At 62.9% G+C, this 23,533-nt stretch carries 23 protein-coding genes; 11 read left to right on the forward strand and 12 right to left on the reverse strand.

What is annotated here, in order from left to right:
• Positions 1-50 precede the first annotated feature (50 nt).
• The 5 genes from IEV38_RS13905 to IEV38_RS13925 all read left to right on the forward strand — a co-directional run bounded on the left by IEV38_RS13905 (position 51) and on the right by IEV38_RS13925 (position 5,105).
• Entirely contained in the window at positions 51-2,030 is a 1,980-nt protein-coding gene (locus IEV38_RS13905; RefSeq protein WP_188397123.1) for a PAS domain-containing hybrid sensor histidine kinase/response regulator, read from the forward strand.
• 29 nt (positions 2,031-2,059) lie between these two features.
• Positions 2,060-2,311, forward strand: coding sequence for a hypothetical protein (locus tag IEV38_RS13910; RefSeq protein WP_188397125.1), 252 nt, complete (start codon positions 2,060-2,062; stop codon positions 2,309-2,311).
• 63 nt (positions 2,312-2,374) lie between these two features.
• Positions 2,375-2,611 carry a hypothetical protein gene (locus IEV38_RS13915; protein ID WP_188397126.1) on the forward strand — a complete coding sequence of 79 codons (237 nt, stop codon included), beginning with the start codon at positions 2,375-2,377 and terminating at the stop codon, positions 2,609-2,611.
• Positions 2,612-2,721: 110 nt separating this feature from the next.
• On the forward strand, positions 2,722-4,104 hold the full coding sequence (locus tag IEV38_RS13920) for an MgtC/SapB family protein (RefSeq protein ID WP_188397128.1): 1,383 nt from the start codon (positions 2,722-2,724) through the stop codon (positions 4,102-4,104).
• A 152-nt stretch (positions 4,105-4,256) separates the two neighbouring features.
• Entirely contained in the window at positions 4,257-5,105 is an 849-nt protein-coding gene (locus tag IEV38_RS13925; protein ID WP_188397129.1) for a Crp/Fnr family transcriptional regulator, read from the forward strand.
• Between the two features lie 214 nt (positions 5,106-5,319).
• Here IEV38_RS13925 and IEV38_RS13930 read toward each other — a convergent pair whose 3' ends face one another.
• Entirely contained in the window at positions 5,320-5,994 is a 675-nt protein-coding gene (locus IEV38_RS13930; protein ID WP_188397130.1) for a YiaD family glycine zipper/OmpA-like lipoprotein, read from the reverse strand.
• Positions 5,995-6,193: 199 nt separating this feature from the next.
• On the reverse strand, positions 6,194-7,780 hold the full coding sequence (gene gshA, locus IEV38_RS13935) for a glutamate--cysteine ligase (RefSeq protein WP_188397131.1): 1,587 nt from the start codon (positions 7,778-7,780) through the stop codon (positions 6,194-6,196).
• Positions 7,781-8,186: 406 nt separating this feature from the next.
• Here gshA and IEV38_RS13940 point away from each other — a divergent pair, with 406 nt between their 5' ends.
• On the forward strand, positions 8,187-8,807 hold the full coding sequence (locus tag IEV38_RS13940; RefSeq protein ID WP_188397132.1) for a hypothetical protein: 621 nt from the start codon (positions 8,187-8,189) through the stop codon (positions 8,805-8,807).
• Positions 8,808-9,105: 298 nt separating this feature from the next.
• Positions 9,106-10,839 (forward strand): methyl-accepting chemotaxis protein, encoded by a 1,734-nt coding sequence (locus IEV38_RS13945; RefSeq protein WP_188397553.1) that lies wholly within the window; start codon positions 9,106-9,108, stop codon positions 10,837-10,839.
• A gap of 138 nt (positions 10,840-10,977) precedes the next feature.
• On the opposite strand, the gene fghA is transcribed toward IEV38_RS13945, so the two are convergent.
• The 5 genes from fghA to minC form a co-directional block, all read right to left on the reverse strand.
• Positions 10,978-11,823 carry an S-formylglutathione hydrolase gene (gene fghA / locus IEV38_RS13950; RefSeq protein WP_188397133.1) on the reverse strand — a complete coding sequence of 282 codons (846 nt, stop codon included), beginning with the start codon at positions 11,821-11,823 and terminating at the stop codon, positions 10,978-10,980.
• Positions 11,824-11,860: 37 nt separating this feature from the next.
• Positions 11,861-12,967, reverse strand: coding sequence for an S-(hydroxymethyl)glutathione dehydrogenase/class III alcohol dehydrogenase (locus tag IEV38_RS13955; RefSeq protein WP_188397135.1), 1,107 nt, complete (start codon positions 12,965-12,967; stop codon positions 11,861-11,863).
• A gap of 112 nt (positions 12,968-13,079) precedes the next feature.
• Positions 13,080-13,358, reverse strand: coding sequence for a cell division topological specificity factor MinE (minE, locus tag IEV38_RS13960; RefSeq protein WP_188397137.1), 279 nt, complete (start codon positions 13,356-13,358; stop codon positions 13,080-13,082).
• Positions 13,359-13,360: 2 nt separating this feature from the next.
• Entirely contained in the window at positions 13,361-14,176 is an 816-nt protein-coding gene (gene minD, locus IEV38_RS13965) for a septum site-determining protein MinD (RefSeq protein ID WP_188397139.1), read from the reverse strand.
• Positions 14,177-14,217: 41 nt separating this feature from the next.
• The gene (gene minC / locus IEV38_RS13970; RefSeq protein WP_188397141.1) at positions 14,218-15,006 is read right to left on the reverse strand and encodes a septum site-determining protein MinC; all 789 of its coding nucleotides are present in this window, start codon (positions 15,004-15,006) and stop codon (positions 14,218-14,220) included.
• A gap of 249 nt (positions 15,007-15,255) precedes the next feature.
• Here minC and IEV38_RS13975 point away from each other — a divergent pair, with 249 nt between their 5' ends.
• On the forward strand, positions 15,256-16,179 hold the full coding sequence (locus tag IEV38_RS13975; protein ID WP_188397143.1) for a recombination-associated protein RdgC: 924 nt from the start codon (positions 15,256-15,258) through the stop codon (positions 16,177-16,179).
• A gap of 69 nt (positions 16,180-16,248) precedes the next feature.
• Positions 16,249-16,698, forward strand: a complete 450-nt coding sequence (locus IEV38_RS13980) for a DUF2721 domain-containing protein (protein WP_188397145.1) — start codon at positions 16,249-16,251, stop codon at positions 16,696-16,698.
• Between the two features lie 38 nt (positions 16,699-16,736).
• Here the strand turns inward: IEV38_RS13980 and IEV38_RS13985 are convergent, their stop codons facing one another.
• Positions 16,737-17,513, reverse strand: coding sequence for an SDR family oxidoreductase (locus IEV38_RS13985; protein WP_188397147.1), 777 nt, complete (start codon positions 17,511-17,513; stop codon positions 16,737-16,739).
• Positions 17,514-17,614: 101 nt separating this feature from the next.
• On the opposite strand from IEV38_RS13985, the gene IEV38_RS13990 reads away from it, so the two are divergent.
• Positions 17,615-18,511: an AraC family transcriptional regulator gene (locus IEV38_RS13990; RefSeq protein ID WP_188397149.1), complete on the forward strand. Its 897-nt coding sequence runs from the start codon at positions 17,615-17,617 to the stop codon at positions 18,509-18,511.
• Between the two features lie 43 nt (positions 18,512-18,554).
• Here the strand turns inward: IEV38_RS13990 and IEV38_RS13995 are convergent, their stop codons facing one another.
• Together IEV38_RS13995 and IEV38_RS14000 are read right to left on the reverse strand one after the other, a co-directional pair.
• Positions 18,555-19,721, reverse strand: coding sequence for a YeeE/YedE family protein (locus tag IEV38_RS13995; protein WP_188397151.1), 1,167 nt, complete (start codon positions 19,719-19,721; stop codon positions 18,555-18,557).
• Between the two features lie 12 nt (positions 19,722-19,733).
• The gene (locus IEV38_RS14000; RefSeq protein WP_188397153.1) at positions 19,734-20,648 is read right to left on the reverse strand and encodes a sulfurtransferase; all 915 of its coding nucleotides are present in this window, start codon (positions 20,646-20,648) and stop codon (positions 19,734-19,736) included.
• 249 nt (positions 20,649-20,897) lie between these two features.
• Between IEV38_RS14000 and IEV38_RS14005 the strand changes: the two genes are divergently transcribed.
• Positions 20,898-21,647, forward strand: a complete 750-nt coding sequence (locus IEV38_RS14005; protein ID WP_188397155.1) for a carbonic anhydrase family protein — start codon at positions 20,898-20,900, stop codon at positions 21,645-21,647.
• 74 nt (positions 21,648-21,721) lie between these two features.
• On the opposite strand, the gene IEV38_RS14010 is transcribed toward IEV38_RS14005, so the two are convergent.
• Positions 21,722-21,994, reverse strand: coding sequence for an oxidative damage protection protein (locus tag IEV38_RS14010; protein WP_188397157.1), 273 nt, complete (start codon positions 21,992-21,994; stop codon positions 21,722-21,724).
• Between the two features lie 105 nt (positions 21,995-22,099).
• Positions 22,100-23,410, reverse strand: a complete 1,311-nt coding sequence (gene argA / locus IEV38_RS14015) for an amino-acid N-acetyltransferase (protein ID WP_188397159.1) — start codon at positions 23,408-23,410, stop codon at positions 22,100-22,102.
• Positions 23,411-23,533 lie beyond the last annotated feature (123 nt).

The raw sequence follows: 23,533 nt of genomic DNA on the forward strand, positions 1-23,533 counted from the left end.
TCAGTATTGACTCATCTCCCCAGGTCGGGGCTGCATGACCAACGGAAGCGATGAAAACTGAAACCAATGCCACGGATGTTCATGCCTCTCCGAAGTCGGTTCCCGACGGCGAGACCGCGGCAATCGCGGAGGCGGCACGCAGGGGCGAATCGCGCCTGTGCGAACTGGCGGATGCGATTCCCCAGATCATCTGGATATGCGACGGACAGGGCCGTTTGCAGTTCTTCAATCAGCAATGGACGAATTACACCGGCTTCGAGATCGATTACGCGCGCACCGAAGAGCAGGCGCGTGCGGTTCTGCACCCGGACGATTATGCAGCGACGCTGGAAGCCTGGGAGCAGGCATGCAGGAACGGCACGCCCTTCTATGTCGAACACCGCATGCGCTCGGCGTCGGGCCAGTACCGCTGGTTCATGGCACGGGCAGAGCCGCGCATCGATGTGGTGACCGGACGCATCGATGAATGGTTCGGAACCTCGACCGATGTACACGATCACCGCATGGCACAGGACGCCCTGCAGGAAAGCGAGGCGCGCTACCGCAGCCTGTTCGAGTCGATCGATGAAGGTTTCTGCGTGATCGAAGTATTGTTCGATGCGAGCGGAACGGCGAAGGACTACCGTTTCCTCGAGGTCAATCCCATCTTCGAGACACAGACCGGGCTGCGCAACGCGGTCGGCAGGACCATGCGCGAAATGGTGCCGGACCACGAAGATCACTGGTTCGAGATGTATGGCGGCGTGGCACTGACGGGCCGGCCGATCCGGGTCGAAAGCGAGGCCAGAAAACTGCACCGCTGGTACGACGTCTATGCGTTTCGTATCGATCATCCCTCGGCGCGTCGCGTCGCCATTCTGTTCACCGATATCACTGCGCGCCGCAAGGCGGAAGAAGAGATGCGCCAGGGTAATCGGCGCAAGGACGAGTTCCTCGCGATGCTCGCGCATGAACTGCGCAATCCGCTGGCGCCGATTGCGGCCGCCGCCGATCTGCTGCGACTGGCGCAGCCCGACGACGTGCGGGTACGCAAGTCGAGCGAGATCATCTCGCGCCAGGTACGGCACATGACGGCATTGATCAACGATCTGCTCGACGTCTCGCGCGTCACCAGCGGGTTGGTGACACTGGAGACGGCGGTGGTCGATGTGCGGCAGATCGTGAGCGGGGCAGTGGAGCAGGTAAGGCCGCTGATCGATGCGCGGCGCCATCGCCTGCATGTCGAGATGCAGGGGCGACCGCTGATGGTGAGCGGGGATGGCAAGCGGCTGCTGCAGGTATTCGCAAATCTGCTCAACAACGCGGCCAAGTACACGCCGGAAGGCGGCGATATCCGGCTCGATGCTTTTCTTGAGCAAGGGCAGGTTGTCGTCACCGTCGCCGATAACGGCGTGGGGATGGACGCTCCCATGCTGGAACGCGCCTTCGAGATGTTCACGCAGGCCGAACGCACCGCCGACCGCGCGCAGGGCGGGCTGGGCATCGGTCTTGCGCTGGTCAGAAGTCTGGCGGAACTGCATGGCGGCGGCGTGAGCGCGCAAAGTCGCGGCCTTGGCGAAGGCTGTGTCTTCACGGTGCGGCTGCCGGCCAGCATGGCGCAGCCTGATCATTGGCCGCCCGCCTCGCAGGCACAGGAATGCATGAACACGTCGCTGCGTCTGCTGGTGGTGGATGACAATGCGGACGCCGCAGCCATGCTGGCCATGTTCCTGGAAGCGGCAGGACACGAGGTAATGGTGGAATCGGAGTCGAGGCGGGCGCTGGAACGCGCGCGTCTGGAGCGGCCGGATGTCTGCCTGCTGGATGTCGGCCTGCCGGACATGGATGGCTGTGCGCTGGCACGCCGTCTGCGGGCGCAGCCGGAAAATGCGGCGACGGTGCTGATCGCCATTACGGGTTATGGCCAGGAGCGCGACAGGTTGTTGACCAGCGCGGCCGGATTTGCCCACCATCTGGTCAAGCCGGTCGATACGGATGCACTGGTTGCGTTGCTGGACCGGCTTGCACAGGCCGGCCGGGCGGCGGCCTGAGTCAGGTACGACGACCAGGGAGGGAACGGATGCCAACGACGCTGATCGGAAACTACGACATCGATTATTCGGGCGTGGCGTTGCCCGACGACGCAGGCTGGGCCGCGCACGTGGCGATACATGGACCGTCCGCCAATCCCATGCATCGCAATACCGTCTTTCCTCCGCAGCGCGTATTGGTGGATCAGGTATTTGCCAGCCGCGAGGAAGCCGAGGCGCAGGCCTTGCAGGCGGCGACCGCCATGCTGCCGCCAGCGGACAAACAGCGTGCGGAGGAATGAAATGACGCACGATACCTGCATCGTCGCATTCGATTGCAAGACAAAGCAGACAAGGAGAACAGAATGAGCCGAATTCCGGATGCCACCCATGGCGGTTTCGATATCTATACGGTCGTGCTGCCGCTCGAACATGGACGCTGGTCCGCCATCAGCGATATCGAGCGGCCCGGTGCGGAGGGGCTGGAAGTGTTCCAGGACTTTGGCGGCCCCTGCGAGGCGGACACCGCCGACGCGGCGAAAGCGGCGGTGCTGGCGCGGACGCGTCACAAGATCGACGACCTGAATGCCGATCCGGTCTAGCCTGCTTCGAGCATGGGCGGTATCGCAAACCGCATAAGCTCATGCGCAATTTGAAGGGACAAGCCGGGAGGTCTGGTTTATAGTTTCTTCTTGACCACGTCCTGCCAGCCATGTCCGTTCCAGATCCGCACGCCGTTTCCTCCATTGTCCAGCCCCTGATCCAGGTCGGGATGTCCCTGCCGGAAGTCAAATGGCCTTACCCTATCAGCCTGATGCGCCTGAGTCTGGCACTCGCGCTGGGTCTGCTGATCGGGCTGGAGCGCGAGCGGCGCGGCAAGGAGGCAGGCCTGCGCACCTTCGGCTTCATCGCGCTGCTCGGCGGCATGGGCGGCGTGCTCGGCGACTCCTACGCCTATCTGATCCTGGCGCTGGTCGGCCTGCTGACGATTTTCCTGAACATGCAGCGCCTGCGCACCAACGAAACCGCCGAACTGACGACCTCGGCCGCCATGATCATCACCTGCGTGGCCGGCATCCTGTGCGGCAAGGGACACACGGCGACGCCGGCTTCCATCATGGTGATCGTGACCGCGCTGCTGGCGTGGAAGGACCGGCTGACCGGCTTTAGTCTCGGCCTGACCGAAAACGAGATGCGCTCGGCGCTGCTGCTGGCGATCCTCGCGATCGTCATCTATCCGGCGCTGCCGGAAGGCGCGATCGGGCCGTGGAAGCTGATCGAGCCGCGCACGGCCTGGGTCACGGTGATCCTGATCGCCGGCATCGGCTTTGCCAACTATGTGCTGTGGAAGATGTACGGCACGCGCGGCATCGTGATGGCAGGCTTCCTCGGCGGCCTCGTCAACAGCAGCATCACGGTCAGCGAACTGGCGGCGCGGGCGCGCGACAAGCACCGCGACACCATCAGCGCCGCGTATCGCGGCATCCTGCTTGCCACCGGCGCCATGCTGATCCGCAACGGCGGCCTGCTGGTCATCCTCGCGCCCTCGGTGGCGTTGACGGCGACCATGCCGTTCGTGGTGATGCTGCTGGTGACCGGCGCATGGTTCTTCGTCGACCGCAACGCGACGCGACAGATTTCCAGCGACCCGACCGGGCAGGTCGAGCTGCCGCTGCCATTCTCGCTGGCGGCTGCGCTCAAGTTCGGCCTGATTTTCCTGGTGCTGCACGTGGCCGGCGTGCTCGCGCAGCAGGCCTTCGGCGAGGCCGGCTTCTACGTCGTCAGCGTGATCGGTGGCGTGGTCTCCAGCGCCAGTGCGGTGGCGGCCGCCGCCAGCCTGGTCGACAACGGTTCGATTCCGGTCCACGTGGCGTCGACCGGTGCGGTGATTGCTTCGCTCGCGAGCGTGGCGATCAATCTGCCGCTGGTGATGCGTTCCAACAACCGCGCGCTGGTGTTGCGGCTGTCGCTGGCCATGCTGACGATTACCGTTCTGGGGGTGATTGCGGCACTGCTGGCGCAGCCCATGCTTTCTTTCCTGCTGGAAAATGTGCCGGGTCTCGAGCAGTTGCTGCCGGTGCCGGTACCGCTATAGGGCTTGCAGGTACGCTTATCCGAAGAGTTGTAAGACGATCTTGTCGGAATGTCAGTGTGTTCTCACACAAAGATGGGAAAACCGCTGATTTTATAAAACCGCCAATGCGACCATGATGCTCCCATGATGTTATGACATTGAGGGAGATACCCATGGCACAAGTCTCGAATCTTCGCACTTCCACCACCGGTCAGCAAGTCATCAACGCCAAGGCGATCGCTGCGCTCAAGGCCAGAGAAGCCGAAGCGAAACTGCACAGCAAACGTCCGGTCGCGCCGCGCGCGCTGGCCGGCCTGCATGGTCATAACCCCAAGCACAACGGTATTCTGGCTGCATTGCCGGCTGCCGATTACGATCGCATCCTGCCGCATCTGGAGTTCGTCGAGATGCCGTTCGGCACCACCATCTGCGAAGCCGGCGAACAGATGCAGCATGTCTATTTCCTGACCAACAGCATCGTCTCGCTGCTGTACGAAACCGCCGATGGCGCTTCGTCGGAAACCGCGGTCATCGGTTACGAGGGCGTGGTCGGACATGACGTCTTCATGGGCGGCGGCGCCTCGTTGAACCGCGCCTTCGTCAAGACCGCCGGTTACGGATTCCGTATCAAGGCTTCGGTCCTGAAGGAAGAGTTCGCGCGCGGCGAAGCCCTGCAGCAGTTGCTGCTGCGTTTCACGCAGGCATTGTTCACGCAGATGGCGCATACCGTGGCCTGCAACCGCCACCATACCATCGTCCAGCAACTGTGCCGCTGGCTGCTGCTGAGCCTCGACCGCCTGCAGACCAACCAGATCAGCATGACGCAGGACCTGATCGCCAGCATGCTCGGCGTGCGCCGCGAGAGCGTGACCGAAGCGGCTCGCAAGCTGCAGGATGAGGGCCTGATCCATTACAGCCGCGGCCAGATCACGGTGGTCGACCGTGTCGGTCTCGAGGATCACATCTGCGAATGCTATGCGAGCATCAAGAAGGTGTATGAGGGTTTGCTTCCGAACAAATGATCTGACTGTCTTACCAGGGGATGTTGAGCCGCTTTCGAGCGGCTCTTTTTTCTCGCGTTTTCACGGATGCGTCATCAGATAGCGGGCATTCGATCACGAGCCATGACCGCACGATCAGGGATTAAAGGAAAGATGCGCTGACAGCAGTGAAAAACCGAACGCCCATGAAAAATCCCCGGCCGAGACCGGGGATTTTTCATGGGGCAGCGGACGATCAGCGCTGCTGGTATTGCTGCTGTTGCGGCTGCTGCGGTTCGGCCACGTAGATTTCGACGCGGCGGTTCCTGGCCTTGCCTTCGTTGGTGGTGTTGCTGGCGATCGGTTCGTGGCTGCCGCGACCGTCCACGGCGATGCGCTGCGGCGACACGCCACGGCCGGCCAGATAGTCACGCGTGCGCGAAGCGCGGTCCAGCGACAGCGGGTTGTTGATGGCATCGGTACCGGTCGAATCGGTATGGCCGATGATGGTCACGGTGGCGGCCGGATTCTCGTTCAGGCCGGTTGCGAAACGGTCCAGGATGGGGCGGAAGCTGCTGTTGATGTCGGAGCGGCCGGTGGCGAACGAGATGTCGCTCGGGATTTCCAGCTTGAGGCGGTTGTCGGCGGTTTGCGTGACCTGCACGCCCGTGCCTTGCGTTGCCTGCTCCATCTGCTGGCGTTGCCTTTCCATACGGGTGGACCAGACGTTGCCGGCGACTGCGCCGACCAGGCCGCCCGCCGCAGCGCCAGCCACCGCGCCCTTGCTGCCGCCGGTCAGAGCGCCGATGACGGCGCCGGCGCCGGCACCGATACCTGCACCCTTGGCGGTACCGCGTTCGGTTTCATTCATGTTGGCACAGCCCGAGAGGGCTACCACTGCTGCAACGCTGCCGATCAGTAATTTACGCATGGTAGTTCTTCCTTTGTAAAAATTATGTTGAACACGATTGCGATGTGATGTTTGCCCTGCGCACGAGGCGCAGGGCATGCGAATCAGACAAGTCTGCCGCAGGAAAGTTGTAGGTGGGAGGCAAATAATTGCAAACGATGGCGCCCGGCGTTGTCGGCCATGACCGGCCGGGCGCGAACCGTGTATGCATGCGCAGTTCTCAGCCGCACAGGCGGCTGGGCGTACGCTGATTGTAGGCGGCGACGAAGGCGTCGAAGTCACCGCCGCGCTGCCGTTCCATGCGCTCCTGTTCGGCAAGCGACATACGCGCGGTATTGGCGAAGGCCGCTTCTTCCTCGGCATCCAGGGGATGGGCTGCGAAGAATCGTGCATGTTGCAGGCTTTGCTGCAGGCCGAAGGCAATGAAGGAATTGCCGTGTTCGCGCAGGCCGGCAAGGACGCGCGCCGATGGCGTCGTATCCGGATCGCGCAGCTTGTTCTTCTGCAGGGCCAAGGCATCGCCATGACGAGTATCGTCGTGCTGGGCATCGAGCAGATCGGCGCTCGCCTGTATGCGTTCCAGCAGTTCCAGTCCCCAGTCCTGCAAGCCGATGGACTGACCGCCGCGTTCCAGCGTCAGGCCGGGACGACGTCCTTCCTTGACTGTGCGCGCAAAGTTGCCGCTGGCTTCGGCGCTGGCGCGTTCGTCGGTCAGCGGACTGTCGTCGAGCGCGCAGAACAGCAGGAAGGCATCGAGGAAGCGGGCGGTATCGAGACTGATGCCGAGCGGCTCGAACGGGTCGATGTCGAGGCAGCGCACCTCGATGTACTGCACGCCGCGCGCGCACAAGGCCTCGACCGGACGCTCGCCGCTGTTGATGACGCGCTTGGGGCGGATCGTCGCGTAGTACTCGTTCTCGATCTGCAGCAGGTTGGTGTTCAGCTGTATCCACTCGCCGTTGCGGCGCGTGCCGATCGCCTCGTAATCGGGATAGGGCTGGCGCACCGCGCGCGACAGGCTGCGCATGTAGCTGTCGAGGTCGTTGTAGGGCGGCATCAGGCCGGCCTGTGCCTTGTTCTGGTAGCCGAGATCGCTCATGCGCAGGCTGGTGGCGTAGGGCAGGTAGAGCGTGTCGTCGGACAGGCGTTCGAGGCTGTGCGGGCGGCCCTGCAGGAATTGCGTGGCGAGCGCCGGCGAGGCGCCGAACAGATACATCAGCAGCCAGCTGTAGCGATGGAAGTTGCGGATCAGGGCGATGTAGCTCTCGGACTGGAAGTCCTTGTCGTCCAGCGGCGACTGCACGTCGTGCCGCAGCACGCGCCACAGGTCTTCGGCCAGCGAATAGTTGTAGTGCAGGCCGGCGATGCATTGCATGGCCTTGCCGTAGCGGACTGCCAGGCCGCGCCGGTAAACGTGCTTGATCATGCCGATGTCTGAATTGCCGTACCAGGCGATGGGAATGTCGGCCTCTGCCGGCAGGATGCAGGGCATGGACTGGCTCCACAGCAACTCGTCCTGCAGGTGTGCCGCAGTAAAGCGGTGAATGCGGTCCAGATGATCGAGCGCAATGCTCACATCGTGCTCGGCCGGCGTGATGAATTCGAGCAGCGATTCGGAATAGTCGGTAGTGATCTGCGGATGGGTCAGGGCCGAGCCCAGCGCGCGCGGATGCGGTCCGAGTGCCAGTTGGCCGGTCGGCTTGACGCGCAGCGTCTCGCGTTCGATGCCGCGATAACCCAGGGTCAGCAGACCGCGATGTGCGTCGTCTGCCAGCAAGGCCAGACGGTGCGCAAACAAGTTACTCAAAAGATGCTCCCTTTTCGGTGTTCCGCCCCTGTCGGGGCGGCAAGTGGCGGAAGAATAACCGAAAACGCCGGATGAAGCTGGCCGCCGGTCTTTTGCCGGAACGCCTGGCAGGGCCGCCCGTATCGTGGCCGTGGCGGCGAGATCGACACTGTATTGTCGAGCCGTTTGCAGTGTACTCAGCGCTTGTCCTGCGGAGCGGCGATCCTTTCAGGCCAAGGCGCGCACGGTCGTCGGGAAGACATGGATATTTGGCCCCGCACGCTCATCTTTTCCGAAAGATAGCCGATATCTGGAACAGGAAAGCAGTTGGCAATCGTCTGCATGGTGTGTGGACGGGCGCGGCTGACTTGCATGAATTGCATCGTTCTAACAGTGTTCGCGGCTGATCGCCGCATGCGGGGTTTCCATGAGCCTGACGATTTCTTCTTTTTCTATATCGCAGCCGACCGGCGCCACATCCGCTACCGGCAGCAATGCCACGGTGCGCAAGAACGGCGAGCAGGACGTCACGACGGAAGGCACGGACAAGGTCTCGCTGGGCCAGTCGGCCACAGAGGGCTTGACGTACAACGTTCCGCGCAGCGCAGTCCAGTCGCAGGCAGAACTGCAGGCCATGCTCGAGGAATCCAGCCGCAAGGCGCAGGAGATCGTCGATCTGATCCTGAGCATGGTCAACCGCCAGGGAACGACGCTGGGCGCAGTGATTCGCGGAGAAACTTCCCTGCAGGCGGATCCCGAGACCATCGCGGCGGCACAGGCGGCGATTGCGGAAGATGGCGAGTGGGGCGTGCAGCAAACGGCCGCCCGCATCCTGAATTTCTCCCGCGCCGCGATCGGTGGCGATTCTTCCAAACTGGAATCGATCCGGGCAGCAGTCGAAAAAGGATTCCGTGAAGCGACCGAGATCCTGGGCGGCAGGCTGCCGGAGATCAGCGAACGGACCTATGCGGCCGTGATGGCCGAATTCGATCGCTGGCGCGAGGAAGGGCTGCCACAAGAGGCAGGCCCGGAAAGCGCTTCGAGCTGATCGCTTAGCGTGTCAAAGATTGTTTCAGAAGTTCATGTAAAGAGTTAATTTGATTGGCAGCATCCCATAAACACGGTATAAAGTTCCGTTAAGAAATATTGTGAATTGGTAATTTTTCAATAACATTACCTGCCTGCCTGATTCCTGCATCACGCGTCGCTCACTGCCATGCCAGTGGTATCGAATCCATCAGCCATCGCTACCGCAGGGAAAAAGGCGCTTCTCATCGAAAGTTCTACAGGCGAACCCCGTTCGTCAGCTTGTTTCAACATCGTCGTAAGGAAATTTAGGAGACATGATGCGCATCGCAAACATGAAAATAGGCGCCCGACTTGGCTTGGGATTCGGTTTGGTCCTGCTGCTGGTCATCGCGATGGGCGTGACCGGCATCCTGCGTCTCGAAAACATCAATCAGGCCAGCCGTCATCTGGTCGATGAGTCGCTGGGCAAGCAGAAAACCGCGGAAGCATGGCTGCTGGGTACCAGCGTCAATGCAACGCGCGCGCTGGCACTGGTGAAAGCGGGCGACGATGCGACCCAGGATTTCTTCCAGAAGGAAATGAGCGCGCAGAGCAAGCAGATCGACGACATCCAGAAATCGCTGGAGGACCGTATCTCGACCGACAGGGAAAAGGAACTCTTCGCAGAAGTTGCCAAGCGCCGCACCACCTATGTCGATATCCGTCGCGGCATCGTGCAGCTCAAGGGCACGGGCGCCCTGGAAGAAGCCAATGAGCAGATCGCTTCCAAGATGATTCCTGCGCTGAACGCCTATGTCGAAAGCGTCAAGGACGTGCTGACCTACTACGACGACGAAGTGGCTGCCTCCGATCGTTCGATCACGGCAGATTACCAGTCGGGCCGCATGACCCTGATCATCGGCGCCATCATTGCGGTTTTGCTGGGCGGCTTGATCGCATGGCGCCTGACGGCCAGCATCACCACGCCCTTGCGTGAAGCCGTCAAGGTGGCCGAGTCCGTGGCCGAAGGCGATCTGACCGCGCACAGCAGTCTGCCGCCGTCGAGCGATGAGCCGGGCATGCTGCTGGCAGCGCTGGGCCGCATGCAGGAAAACCTGATGAAGATCGTCGGTCAGATCCGCATGGGCACCGATACCATCGCGACCGCATCGAGCCAGATCGCCAGCGGCAACCTGGACCTGTCCTCGCGTACCGAACAACAGGCCAGCTCGCTGGAAGAAACCGCGTCGTCGATGGAAGAACTGACCTCGACCGTTAAGCAGAACGCCGACAACTCGCGTCAGGCCAACCAGCTGGCGGTGGCTGCCTCGAGCGTTGCCGTCAAGGGCGGCACCGTGGTGTCGGAAGTCGTCAACACCATGGGCGAGATCAACACTTCGTCGAAGAAGATTGTCGACATCATCGGCGTCATCGACGGCATCGCGTTCCAGACCAACATCCTGGCGCTGAATGCGGCAGTCGAAGCGGCACGCGCCGGCGAGCAGGGCCGCGGCTTTGCCGTGGTCGCGACCGAGGTGCGCAACCTCGCGCAGCGTTCGGCAGCAGCCGCCAAGGAAATCAAGAGCCTGATCGACGACTCGGTCGAGAAGGTCGATGCCGGCAGCAAGCTGGTGGTGGAAGCCGGTTCGACCATGGACGAGATCGTCGACGGTGTCAAACGCGTGGCCGACATCATGGCCGAGATCACCGCTGCCAGCCAGGAGCAGAGCGACGGCATCGAGCAGGTCAACCAGGCCATCACGCAGATGGATCAGGTCACGCAGCAGAACGCGGCGCTGGTCGAGGAAGCGGCTGCCGCAGCGGAATCGCTGCAGGATCAGGCGCGCAACCTGGCGCAGGCCGTCAGCGTGTTCCGTATCGGCGCGGGTGTGGTATCGGCCGCGCCTGCAGCGCCGCGCACCGTGCAATCGACGGCAGTGGCGGCACCTGCGCGTGCTTCGGCTCCCGCCATTGCGCGTCCGGCGGCTGCGCCAGCCATCGCGCAGCGCAAACCGGCGGCACCTGCCAAGCCGGTTTCCAGCAACGGTACGGACGACTGGGAAGAGTTCTGATCGATCGTTACAGGCGCGGTCATTGGCGCCACGTAGGAAAAAAGGGGTTCCGAATGGAATCCCTTTTTTGTTGCCGCCATTTTCCGGAGTGCCAAAAAAGAACGCTCCCGAACGGGAGCGTTCTGTAGATCGGCTCGCTTACTTGTTCAGCAGCCTGCTGTGGAAGGCGATGTGGTCTTCCATGAAGGTCGAGATGAAATAGTAGTTGTGGTCGTAGCCCGCATGGCGGCGCAGCGTCAGCGGCTGGTCGGCGGCCCAGCAGGCCGCTTCGAAATGATGCGGCAGCAGTTCGACCTCGAGGAACTGGTCGTCCAGGCCCTGATCGATCAGGATGCCGTCCGGGAACGGCGTCTTGCGCTCGCGCATGAGCAGGCTTGCATCGTGCTGCGCCCATTGCGACTGGTCGCTGCCGAGGTAGTTCGAGAACGCCTTCTGGCCCCATGGGCACAACGACGGAGCGGTGATCGGCGCGAATGCCGAGACCGACCTGAAAATGTCCGGATGGCGCAGTGCCAGCGTCAGCGCGCCGTGGCCGCCCATCGAGTGGCCGAACACGCCGATGCGGTCAGGCAGGGCGGGGAATTCACGCAGGATCAGCTCGCGCAGTTCCTGCACCACGAAGGTCTCCATGCGGAAATGCGCGGCCCACGGCTGCTGCGTGGCATCGAGATAGAAGCCGGCACCGTGGCCGAAGTCCCAGCTTTCGGCCGCGCCCTTGATGCCGGTGCGGCGCGGGCTGGTATCGGGCGAGACCAGCATGATGCCGTGCTCGGCAGCGAAGCGCTGCGCGCCGCCCTTGATCATGAAGGTCTCTTCGGTGCAGGTCAGGCCGGCCAGATAGAACAGGACCGGGACCTTCTTCTGTTTCGCCTGCGGCGGTTGATAGACCGAAAAGGTCATCGGCAGTCCGGTGGCTGTCGACGATTCGATCCGGTAAAAACCCTGGATGCCGTTGAAGCACTTGTGCTGGCTGATCAGTTCCACTTCTTCCCCACTTGATTCCGGTTTTAGTAAAGCACGATTAATAAAGGACGACGGAGCGGATCGACTCGCCGCTCTTCATCAGGTCGAAGCCCTCGTTGATCTGGTCCAGCTTCAGCGTGTGCGTGATCAGATCGTCGATGTTGAGCTTGCCGTCCATGTACCAGTCGACGATCTTCGGCACGTCGGTGCGGCCGCGTGCGCCGCCGAAGGCCGAGCCTTTCCATTCGCGGCCGGTGACGAGCTGGAACGGACGCGTGCTGATTTCGGCGCCGGCTTCGGCCACGCCGATCACGATCGACTTGCCCCAGCCCTTGTGGCAGCACTCGAGCGCCTGGCGCATGACCTTGGTGTTGCCGATGCATTCGAAGCTGTAGTCGGCGCCGCCGTCGGTCAGCTGCACGATGGCGTCCACCACGTTCTCGACGTCGTTCGGATTGACGAAGTGCGTCATGCCGAACTTGCGCGCCATCTCTTCGCGCGCGGGATTGATATCGACGCCGATGATCTTGTCGGCGCCCACCATGCGCGCGGCCTGGATCACGTTCAGGCCGATGCCGCCGAGGCCGAACACCACGACGTTGGCGCCAGCTTCGACCTTGGCCGTGAACAGCACGGCGCCGACGCCGGTGGTCACACCGCAGCCGATGTAGCAGACCTTGTCGAAGGGCGCGTCCTCGCGGATTTTGGCAAGCGCGATTTCCGGCACCACGATGTAGTTCGAGAAGGTCGATGTGCCCATGTAGTGGAAGATCGGCTTGCCGTCGAGCGAGAAGCGGCTGGTCGCATCCGGCATCAGGCCGCGGCCCTGCGTGGAGCGGATCTTCTGGCACAGGTTGGTCTTCTGCGACAGGCAGAACTTGCACTCGCGGCATTCCGGCGTGTAGAGCGGGATGACATGGTCGTTCTTCTTCAGGCTTTTCACGCCGGGGCCGACGTCAACCACCACGCCCGCGCCTTCATGGCCGAGGATGGCCGGGAAGATGCCTTCCGGATCGGCGCCGGACAGCGTGTAGTAATCGGTGTGGCAGATGCCGGTGGCCTTGATCTCGACCAGCACCTCGCCTTCGCGCGGACCTCCGAGTTCGACTTCCTCGATGGTCAGCGGTTGGCCTGCTTTCCAGGCGACGGCGGCTTTGGTTTTCATGCGGTATTCCTTTCAAGCGCTAGTGACGGCAATGATGTGTGCAGGGAAAAGGTCTGTTTGCGGTGCGCTCTGGATTCCCGCGCAGGCGGGAATCCAGAAAGACATTACTCATTCAAGCCGGCTTGACCTCGCCCGGCTCCATGTCTTCCGGCAGCACCACGTTCACGTCCAGCACTTCGAGGTTGCCCTGGCTGTTGAGCGAAATCTTGATGTCTTCCGGATTGACCTTCACGTATTTCGAGATCACGGCGATCAGTTCCTGGTGCAGCGCCGGCAGAAAGTCGGGACCGGCGCGGCCGTTGCGCTCGCGCGCGATGATGATCTGCAGCCGCTCCTTGGCCGCGGATGCGGTTTTCGGCTTGGAATTGAAGAGGAAGGAGAGCAGCGACATGATTACTTACCTCCGAACAGACGTTGCAGCAGGCCGGGCTTTTCGTAGCTGGTGTAGCGCAGCGGGCGCTCTTCGCCGAGGAAGCGGGCGACGACGTCCTTGTAGGCTTCGGACACTTCGCTGCCTTCGATGTGAATGGCCGGGTTGCCGGCGTTCGATGCATGCAGCACCGATTCCGATTCCGGGATGATGCCGACCAGCGGAATGCGCAGGATTTCCTGCACGTCGGTATAGGACAGCATTTCGCCGGCGTCAACGCGCTTGGGTACGTAGCGCGTGATCAGCAGGTGTTCCTTGACCGGTTCGCCGCCATTGAGCGCGCGGCGCGACTTGGCCTGGATGATGCCGAGGATGCGATCGGAATCGCGCACCGACGACACTTCCGGATTGGTGACGATCACGGCTTCGTCGGCGAAGGTCAGCGCCATCACGGCGCCGTGCTCGATGCCGGCCGGGGAGTCGCAGATGATGTATTCGAAATCCATCGCCTTCAGGTCGTTGAGCACGCGCTCCACGCCTTCCTCGGTCAGCGCATCCTTGTCGCGCGTCTGCGAGGCCGGCAGTACGAACAGGTTGTCGCAGTGCTTGTCCTTGATCAGCGCCTGATTCAGCGTGGCTTCCTGGTTGACGACATTGATCAGATCATAGACCACGCGGCGCTCGCAACCCATGATGAGGTCGAGATTGCGCAGGCCGACGTCGAAATCGATGACGACGGTCTTGTGGCCGCGCATGGCGAGGCCGGACGCGAAGCTTGCGCTGGAAGTGGTTTTGCCGACGCCGCCCTTGCCTGACGTCACGACGATGATTTTTGCCAAAGGATGCCCCTTTCGTATAAATGATGTTGTTATGACTGCGCCTATGCTGCCTTGATCGGCAGCATGTCGATGCGATCGCCGACCAGACGCACCTGCATGGTCTTGCGTGCCTGGTCGGCGGGTAAGCCGTTTTCGAAGGTGCGGTACATGCCGGCGATGGAAACCAGTTCGGCCTCCATGCTCAGCGTGAAGATGCGCGCCTCGGTGTTGCCGCTGGCGCCGGCCAGGGCGCGGCCGCGCAGCGGCGCATAGACGTGGATGCTGCCGTCGGCGATCACCTCGGCGCCGTTGTTGACGGCAGCCGTGATCACGAGGTCGGCGCCGCGCGCATAGATGCGCTGGCCGGCGCGCACCGGGGTATCGACAATCATGGTGGCAGCGGCCTGGAAGGTCTGCGCGGCCGGCTGCACCTGCGGTTCGACGGCGACCGGTGCCGCTTCGATGACTTCGACCGGCGTCTCGAGCGGCATTTCGGCCTGCTCGGGTTCGTGCGCCGCGGCGTCGCGCGGCTTGAGCGAACCGTCGATGCTCAGGCCCTGGGCGGCGATATCGGCCAGCATCTCGGGCGAGGCATTGCGCACGGCGACGGCATTGAGGCGATAGGCCTTCAGCAGCGCCACGATGCCGGCCCAGTCGATGGTCAGGGCGGCGTCGAGCGCGCCGACGTCGATGACCGCGAATTCGTCGTCGAAGAAATCGGCATTGCCGCCGGTCATGTCCTGCATGGCCTGGTCGAGGATGCCGAGGTTGGCTTCGCGCAGGATGGCCGAGACGGCGACCACGGTGGAAATCTTGATTTCGATCGGCTTGCGGGTTGAATTGTTGGACATGGAGCGATGGTCGATGATGCAGTGGGTTTCCGGCCGGTAATGCCGCGCAAAACAACCGACATTATAACCCTTGCAACGCCTTCTTCCATGGGGCCGCAGCACAAGAAATGCACGCGAAATGCAGCGGAGATACCGGCAAGCGATACGGATGGAAAAGGTGCGGCCGCCTGCCAACACGTGCCAAACGCGACCTGCTTGCGGGGCGGGGGAGCGCGTGTAGAATAGCCCCCTTTTTTGCCGGAGCAAGCCATGTGGTTCAAGAATCTTCAGGTCTATCGTCTTCCCGCCCCGTGGCAGGTCAGCGCCGAAAAACTGGAAGCCGACCTCGCGCCGCATGCCTTCCAACCGTGCGCCAGCCTCGAGATGCAAAGCCAGGGCTGGATTTCGCCGCGTGAAAACGGCCAGCTCGTCTATTCGGTCAACAAGCAGATGCTGATCCTGCTCGGCACCGAGAAGAAGCTGCTGCCGACCACCGTCATCAACCAGGTCACCAAGATCAAGGCCGCCGAGCTCGAGGAGCAGCAAGGCTTCAAGCCGGGCCGCAAGCAGATGAAGGAACTGAAGGAGCAGGTCACCGACGACCTGCTACCGCGCGCCTTCAGCGTCTGGCGCTCGACCTGGGTCTGGATCGATCCGGTCAACGGCTGGCTGGTGGTGGATGCCGGCAGCCCGGCCAAGGCCGACGAAGTGCTCAAGCTGCTGTTCAAGTCGATCGACAAGCTGCCGCTGGAAACGCTGCGCGTGGCGCAGTCGCCGGTGGCCGCCATGACCGACTGGCTGGTCGCCGACGAGGCGCCGGGCGGCTTCACCGTCGATCAGGACACCGAGCTGCGCGCCAATACCGAAAGCAAGGCGACCGTGCGCTACGTGCGTCACACGCTGGATCCGGAAGACGTGCGCCGCCACGTCGCGGCCGGCAAGCAGTGCACGCGCCTGGCGATGACCTGGGCCGACCGCATCTCCTTCGTGCTGACCGAGAACCTGACCATCAAGCGCGTGGCGCCATTGGATGTGTTGAAGGAAGACAGCGACGTCACCGCCAAGAACGACGACGAACGCTTCGAATCCGACATCATGCTGATGACGGGCGAACTGAGCAAACTGCTGGGCGACCTGGTGCAGGCGCTCGGCGGCGAAGTGAAGCAGGGCGCGCCGCTGGTGGCAAACGCTTGACCGAGGGACCCGGCGCGCAGGCATAATGGCAGCGCGCCTTCTTCCCGCTCACTCTGACGAATAGACGACATGGAAATCCAGGTCTCCGACATCGGCCACATCATCCAGCTCTCGGTCGCGCCCGTGTTCCTGCTGACGGGCGTCGGCACCACGCTGACCGTGCTGACCAACCGCCTCGGCCGCATCACCGACCGCTCGCGCGTGCTGGAAGAACGCCTGCGCGAGGCCGACGACCTGTCGCGGCCCGAACTGCAGGACGAGCTCAACACGCTGTATCCGCGCGCCCACCTGATCAACCGCGCCATCGTGCTCAGCACCGCCTGTGCGCTGATGGTCAGCCTGGTGATCGCTTCGCTGTTCGTCGGCGATGCGCTGAATCTCGACCTCTCCAAGTTCATCGCCGTGTTCTTCATCCTCGCGATGTTCTGCCTGGTGCTGGGCTTCATCTTCCTGCTGCGCGAGATCTTGCTGGCGACCGGCAATCTGTATCGCAAGAAGATCATTCCGATCGAGCGTTAGCGTTTGCCGTACCGGTCGGCGTTCACACTCTTACCGTCTCATGGGTTCGGCATCGGCGCTGCCCGATCTGTGCAATTCGCTTGTGCGAGCGCGAGCGCATCGGCGCCGGCCGGAAAGCGCAGGGTTTCCGACTCGTCATTGACAGCCCGCCATACAGTCTGCGCAACGTCGGATTCATACGTCACGGCGGAAGGCTGTCCCAGCGCGGCAAAGCATGCCTGAGCGAAGGTTTGGTATGGCTCGGGAATCAAGCCCTGCATGCGTTGCCGACCGTTCTCGGTAAAACGCGTGGAAGGCGCGTAACCGGGTTCGACCAGTTTTACCTGCACATTGAACGCTTCGAGTTCTAAGCCAAGCGAAGCGGTGAAGCCTTCGACCGCCGTCTTGCTGGCGGTGTACGCCGCGACGAGGGGAAACGGAGCCAGCGTTGCACTCGATGTCACGTTCACGATCGTCCCCGATTTACGGGCGCGGAATTGCGGCAGAACGGCCTGTGTCATCGCCATCGCACCAAAGGTGTTGGCTTCGAACACTTCGCGTACCGTGGCCATCGGAGTCGCCTCGAAAGCGCCGAAGAGCCCGATTCCTGCATTGTTGACGAGTACATCGATGGGGCCGCATTTTTCCAGTGCGACGGCGATGCTTTCCGGCTTGGTGACGTCGAGAGCCAGTACAGTCATCCGTGGCGAACTGGGTAACAATTCTTTCCGAGGCGTTCGCATCGCGGCGATCACGTTCCAGCCCTGCGTGTGGAAATGGTGAGCCGTTGCCAGTCCGTAGCCAGAGGAGCAGCCTGTGATGAATACCGTTTTCATGATGAGGTTTCCTTGAGTGGGTGGGGATGACGCAACGATAGCCAATGGATGCAGGACGGACTACAATCAAAAATCCATATTTAGTTTGCAAGAGTCCAAAAATGGTCGATCCGCTCTCGGAAGTCATCGCCTTGCTCCAGCCTCGGACCGTGTTCAGCAAGATCATCAGCGGAGCGGGCCGATGGGGCGTTCGCTACTCCGCCTTCGAGCAGCCCAGCTTCTGTACCGTCCTCGAAGGCAGCTGTCTGCTCAAGGTCGAAGGGCAAGAGGCGCTTACGCTCGAGGCGGGCGATTTTGTGCTGATGCCTGCAACGCCCGGTTTCGTCATGTCCGGTTTCGAGCCTGTGACACCGTCGTACATCGATCCGAAAATGACGCCTTCCCCGGCGGGCGAGGTGCGTCATGGGAGACGAAGCGGCAGAGCCGACGTGCGCATGCTGGGAGGGCACTTTCTTTTTGGCTCTCCCGATGCATCGTTGCTGGTATCGCTGTTGCCGGTGCTGGTGCACGTACGCGGCGCGGAGCGGCTGTCCGTAGTGGTTCGACTCGTTCGGGAGGAAGCCATAGCGCAGCGTCCGGGCCGTGATCATGTTCTCGCCAGGCTGGTGGAAGTGTTGCTTGTCGAAGCGCTGCGGTCCGCTGCCGAAGAGATCCTGCCGGCAGGCTTGTTGCGTGGCCTGGCCGACGACAGGCTTGCGGCGGCGATGCGGCTTATGCATGGCGAACCGGCCCGGCCCTGGACGGTCGAGGAGCTGGCAAGGCACGCCGCATTGTCGCGATCCGCTTTCTTCGAGCGCTTCACTCGTGCCGTGGGGTTACCGCCTATGGAGTATCTGTTGGCATGGCGTATGGCGCTCGCCAAAGACTTGCTGCGCAAGCACGACCTCGCGATTGCGACGGTCGCCGAACGGGTCGGTTACGGGTCGGCAAGCACGTTCAGCACTGCATTCAGCCGTTATGTCGGGCAGCCGCCGGGGCGCTACGCCCGCATGCAGTAAGGGAATCGGTAGCGGTTCGCAGCGGGCCGTTTTCAGGCGCTCGTCAGTTCCAGCCGCAGCGGCGCCGTGCGCGCCAGCCCAGCCACAGCCCGCCGAACATGAACACGGCAAAGACCCAGCCCGATGCCGCGCCGGCCATGATGCCCGACAGCAGCGTACCGACCGTGCAGCCGAGCGCGACCATCGCACCCCAGCCCATCAGTACGCCGCCGAACGTCGCGCGCAGCACTTCGCCGGCGGCGGGCCGGCGCGGCTTGAAGTCGCCGGCCGACAGCGCTGCCGCCAGCGCGCCCAGGATCAGCGCCAGGACGAAGGCGCCGTTCTGCGACCACAGCGTTTCCTTGATGCGCGTGGCGCAGCCGGAGAAGGTATCGAGTCCCTCGAGCCGTGCCGGCAGCCACTGCAGACCGTCGGCCGCGGTGCGCGCAAGGCTGCCGAGTTCGGCCGTGACGCCGAGCGGCCCGAGACGGAAATAGGCGAGCACGCCGATGACGCCGACCAGGATGCCGCCGGTCGCCGCCGGCCAGCGCCGCTGCCAGGGCGAAGCGGCTGCATCCGCAACGACATTGCGATGCGCGCGCCACAGCAGCACGGCGATCACCGCCAGCGCCGCCAGCTGCAGCGCGACCGAACCGCCATAGCCCAAGGAGTGCGGCAGCCACACCACCGGCGCTTCCTGGATCGCCGCCAGGTACAGCGTGTTCCAGCTCAGGAAGCCGAGGAAGAAACCGAACAGCGTGCCGAGCAGCGCGAACGGCGACAGCACCGAGCCTTCGCCCAGACGGTACAGGTGCGCGCTGATGCACGAGCCCGACAGCGCCATGCCGAGGCCGAACGCGAACGACCCCGCCGCCAGCACCCAGCTGATCGGGCCGATGTGCGCCTGCGGCGGCAGCCGTCCCGGCGCGGGCACCGGCAGGAAGGCGCCGAAGATCAGGTGATAGCCGAGGATGCCGACCGCCAGCGCGGCGACGATGCCGAGCAGGCCGCGCGCGTCGCGCCGGTCGAGAAAGTCGCGGCTCACGCAGAAGAAGCAGAAGCGCGAGCGCTGCAGAACGATGCCGAATGCCGTGCCGAGCAGCGCCGCCAACGCAAGTTCGCGCCCGCTGCCGGCAATGCTGCCGAGAGCGGACGCGAACAGGAGTGCGGCACCGAGAACGAGGGCAGCCGGCACCAGCCGCCGCAGGGGCGGCAGTGCCGCTTCAGCCATTGATCTCGACCATTATTTGCCGCCCCAGACCGTGCCGGCCGGGTTGGAAACCGGCACGCCGACCGCGTTGCCGTATTCGGTCCACGAACCGTCGTAGTTGCGCACGTCATAGCCAAGCAGCTTGGACAGCGCGAACCAGGTATGGCTCGAGCGTTCGCCGATGCGGCAGTAGGTGATGATCGGCTTGCTGCCGTCGATGCCGACCGCGCCATAGACCTTCTTCAGCTCATCGACCGTCTTGAAGGTGCCGTCGGCTGCGACTGCCTGGCCCCACGGCACGTTGGCTGCACCCGGCACGTGGCCGGCACGGATCGCCAGTTCCTGCACGCCGGCCGGTGCGAACACCTTGCCGTTGTATTCGTCAGCCGAGCGGATATCGACCAGCTTGGCATCGCTCTGCTTGTTGGCGACCGCCACTACGTCACCCAGGTTGGCGCGCAGCTTGGGATTGGCCGCGCCGACCTTGATGTTGCCGGCTGCGTGCTGGATCGCCACCGGCGTCAGCGGACGGTTCTCGGCTTCCCACTTCTTGCGGCCGCCGTCGAGCAGCTTGACGTTCTTGACGCCATAGATGTCGAACACCCAGGCGCCCCAGGCGGCGAACCAGTTGTTGTTGTCGCCGTAGAGGACCACGGTGCTGTCGTTATTGACGCCCGCGTTGCGCAGCAGTTTCTCGAAGTTCTGCTGGCTGACGATGTCGCGGCGCACCGGATCGACGAGATCGGTATGCCAGGAGAAGTTGGTCGCGCCCTGGATGTGGCCGCGTTCGAACACGCCCGGATTCACGCTGACTTCGATCAGGCGCAGCTTGGGATCGCTGATGTTCTTCTCGAGCCAGTCGGTGCTGACGAGGAAGTCGCTTGGCGCCGCGTGGGCGGTTCCGAGCAGCAGGCTGCCCGCGACGAGCAGGGTTTTGATGAGTTTCATGATGCGCCTCCGTTGTTAAGAAAGTGTGAGCTACATTACTCAAGCGTTTGCCACACGACAACGAAGCTTTTTCCATATCCATATGCGGAAAACGAGCAATGAAGGCGCGGTGATGCAGCCGGAAAAATGGCAGCAAAGCGCCGCCTGCACGACGTCTTTTCTTCAGGATGGAATTGTGTAAAAAATGTTAATTATGATAAATTTTTGTCAATTAACGATTTACATTTCCAACCATGAAAGGAGTAGTCGATGCAGCAAGGCAGAAACGGAAAATGGGTACGGACCGGCAGTGCGCTGGTGCTGGGACTGGTGCTGGCAGGCTGTGCGGCGCAGGGGCCGCAGCAGCCGACTGTGGCGAATACGCATCCTGCAGTCATGAGCGCGCAGGAACAACAGCGGATCACGCCGGACCAGGCCCTGCAACTGCTCAAGGATGGCAACGCGCGCTATACGGAAGGCAAGGGCGGTGCGCATGACTATCCGCGCCAGGTCGCCGCAACCGGTCGCGATGGCCAGTATCCGTTCGCCAGCATCGTCAGCTGCATCGATTCGCGCGCCGCGCCGACACAGGTGTTCGATCTCGGCGTGGGCGATGTCTTCAGCGCGCGCGTGGCGGGCAACATCGTCAATCCGGACATCCTCGGCAGCCTCGAGTACGGCGCCAAGGTCGCGGGCGCCAGGCTGATCGTCATCCTCGGCCATACCTCGTGCGGTGCGGTCAAGGGCGCCTGCGACAGCGTGGCGCTCGGCAATCTGAGCGGGCTGCTGCAACGCATCCGGCCGGCGGTGGAGGCGACGCCCGACGTGGGCGGCAGCGACCGCAGTTCGCACAACTATCCGTTCGTCGATGCGGTGGCCGAGAAGAACGTGCACCTGACCGTGCAGAACCTGCTCGATCAGAGTCCGGTGCTGCGCGAGATGGCGGAACGCAAGGAAATTCGCGTGATTGGCGCGATGCTCGACGTGAAGACGGGGAAGGTCAACTTCCTCGATTCGTAGCGTCTGGCGATGATCGGGATCCGCAACAAAAAAGCCGACGCATGCGTCGGCTTTTTCATTGAGTCGCCCGGCGATCAGTAGGTCGGAGGTACGTAGCCCTGCGCCTGGTCGGCGCCTTCGCCGAAGAAGTGCTTTTCCATCTGCGCTGCCAGATACTTGCGCGCGCGCACGTCGGCCAGGTTCAGGCGGTTCTCGTTGACCAGCATGGTCTGGTGCTTGAGCCAGCCGGCCCAGGCTTCTTTCGAGACGCTTTCGTAGATGCGCTTGCCGAGTTCGCCCGGATACGGCGGGAAGTCCAGTCCTTCCGCTTCCTTGTCGAGCTTGATGCAGTGAATCATGCGTGTCATGCCAATTTCCTTTGTGCTTGCAGCATGCCGCGCCATGCGTGACGGCGCGGACCGGGTTGAATGAATGCCGGCGCCCTCAGGCACCGGCGGGATGCGATGCCGCCATTATAGATTCTTCACGAACACCAGGGATTTGCGCTGCCAGTTGTACATGCTCTGACGATCCTTGGGCAGCGTATCGACGGTGGCCGGCATGAAGCCGCGCTTGAGGAACCAGTGCGCGGTGCGCGTGGTGAGCACGAACAGCTTCCTGAGGCCGGCCGCGCGTGCACGATTCTCCATGTGCTTGAGCAGGCGCTCGCCGTCGCCCTGGGTTTGCGCATCGGGGCTGACTATGAGGCAGGCCATCTCTGCCATGTTCTCTGCCGGGAACGGGTAGAGCGCGGCGCAACCGAAGATCACGCCATCGTGCTCGATCACCGAGAAGTGGTCGATCTCGCGCTCGATCAGTTCGCGCGGGCGCTTGACCAGCGTGCCGTCGGCTTCGTGCGGTTCGATCAGCTTGAGGATGCCGCCGACGTCCTCGATGGTCGCCTGCCGCAGGCTTTCGAGATTCTCGTAGCTGACCATGGTGCCGACGCCGTCGTGGGTGAAGATTTCGAGCAGCGGCGAGCCATCGATCTCGTAGGGCACCATGTGCGCGCGCGGCACGCCGCGGCGCGAGGCCTGCACGCAGTGGTCGAGATAGAAGGCCACGTCCGGCGGCAGTTCGCTCGCCTTCAGCAGCGCTTCGGCCTGCGCCGCCGTCAGTTCGCGGATTTCGTCGCCGGCCGCGTTGGACATCAGCGGCGTCTCGGTCAGGAAGATCAGCTTGTCGGCGCGCAGCGCGATGGCGGCGGCGGTCGCCACGTCTTCCATCGAGAGGTTGAAGACCTCGCCGGTCGGCGAGAAGCCCAGCGGTGACAGCAGCACCAGGCCGCCGGCATTGACGATAGGGCGGATCACCTCGTGCGCGATCTTGCGCGTGACGCCCGTCAGTTCGAGATCGACGCCGTCGATCACGCCCAGCGGCCGTGCGGTGACGAAGTTGCCCGAGATGACGCGGATTTCCGAATGCGCCATCGGCGTGTTCGGCAGGCCCTGGCTGAAGGCGGCCTCGATGTCGAGGCGCAGTTCGCCGGCGGCTTCCTTCGCGCATTCCATGGCGGCCGTATCGGTGACGCGCAGGCCGTTGTGAAAGCGCGGCGCCATGTTGCGCAGCGCCAGCTGTTCCTCGACCTGCGGGCGCGAGCCGTGCACGATGACGACCTTGATGCCGAGCGCGTGCAGCAGGGAAAGGTCCTGTGCCAGCACCGGCAGGGCGCCGGCCTTGACCAGTTCGCCCGGAAAGGCGATCACGAAAGTCTGGCCACGGAAGGCGTGGATGTAGGGCGCGACCGAGCGCAGCCACTGGACGAACTGAACGGAATTTTCCATGGCGTTCATTATGCCTCAGGCTCCGGGGCAAATGTGCGCCTTCGATGCGTGTCGTTGACCAGGGTTTCGGGCAGGGTTTGCGACGCTCCGCGGCCGTCTGCCGGCAGTTTCCAGCGCATGTGC

The organism is Oxalicibacterium flavum (genome assembly GCF_014635065.1).
In the GTDB taxonomy this organism is placed as follows: domain Bacteria; phylum Pseudomonadota; class Gammaproteobacteria; order Burkholderiales; family Burkholderiaceae_D; genus Oxalicibacterium; species Oxalicibacterium flavum.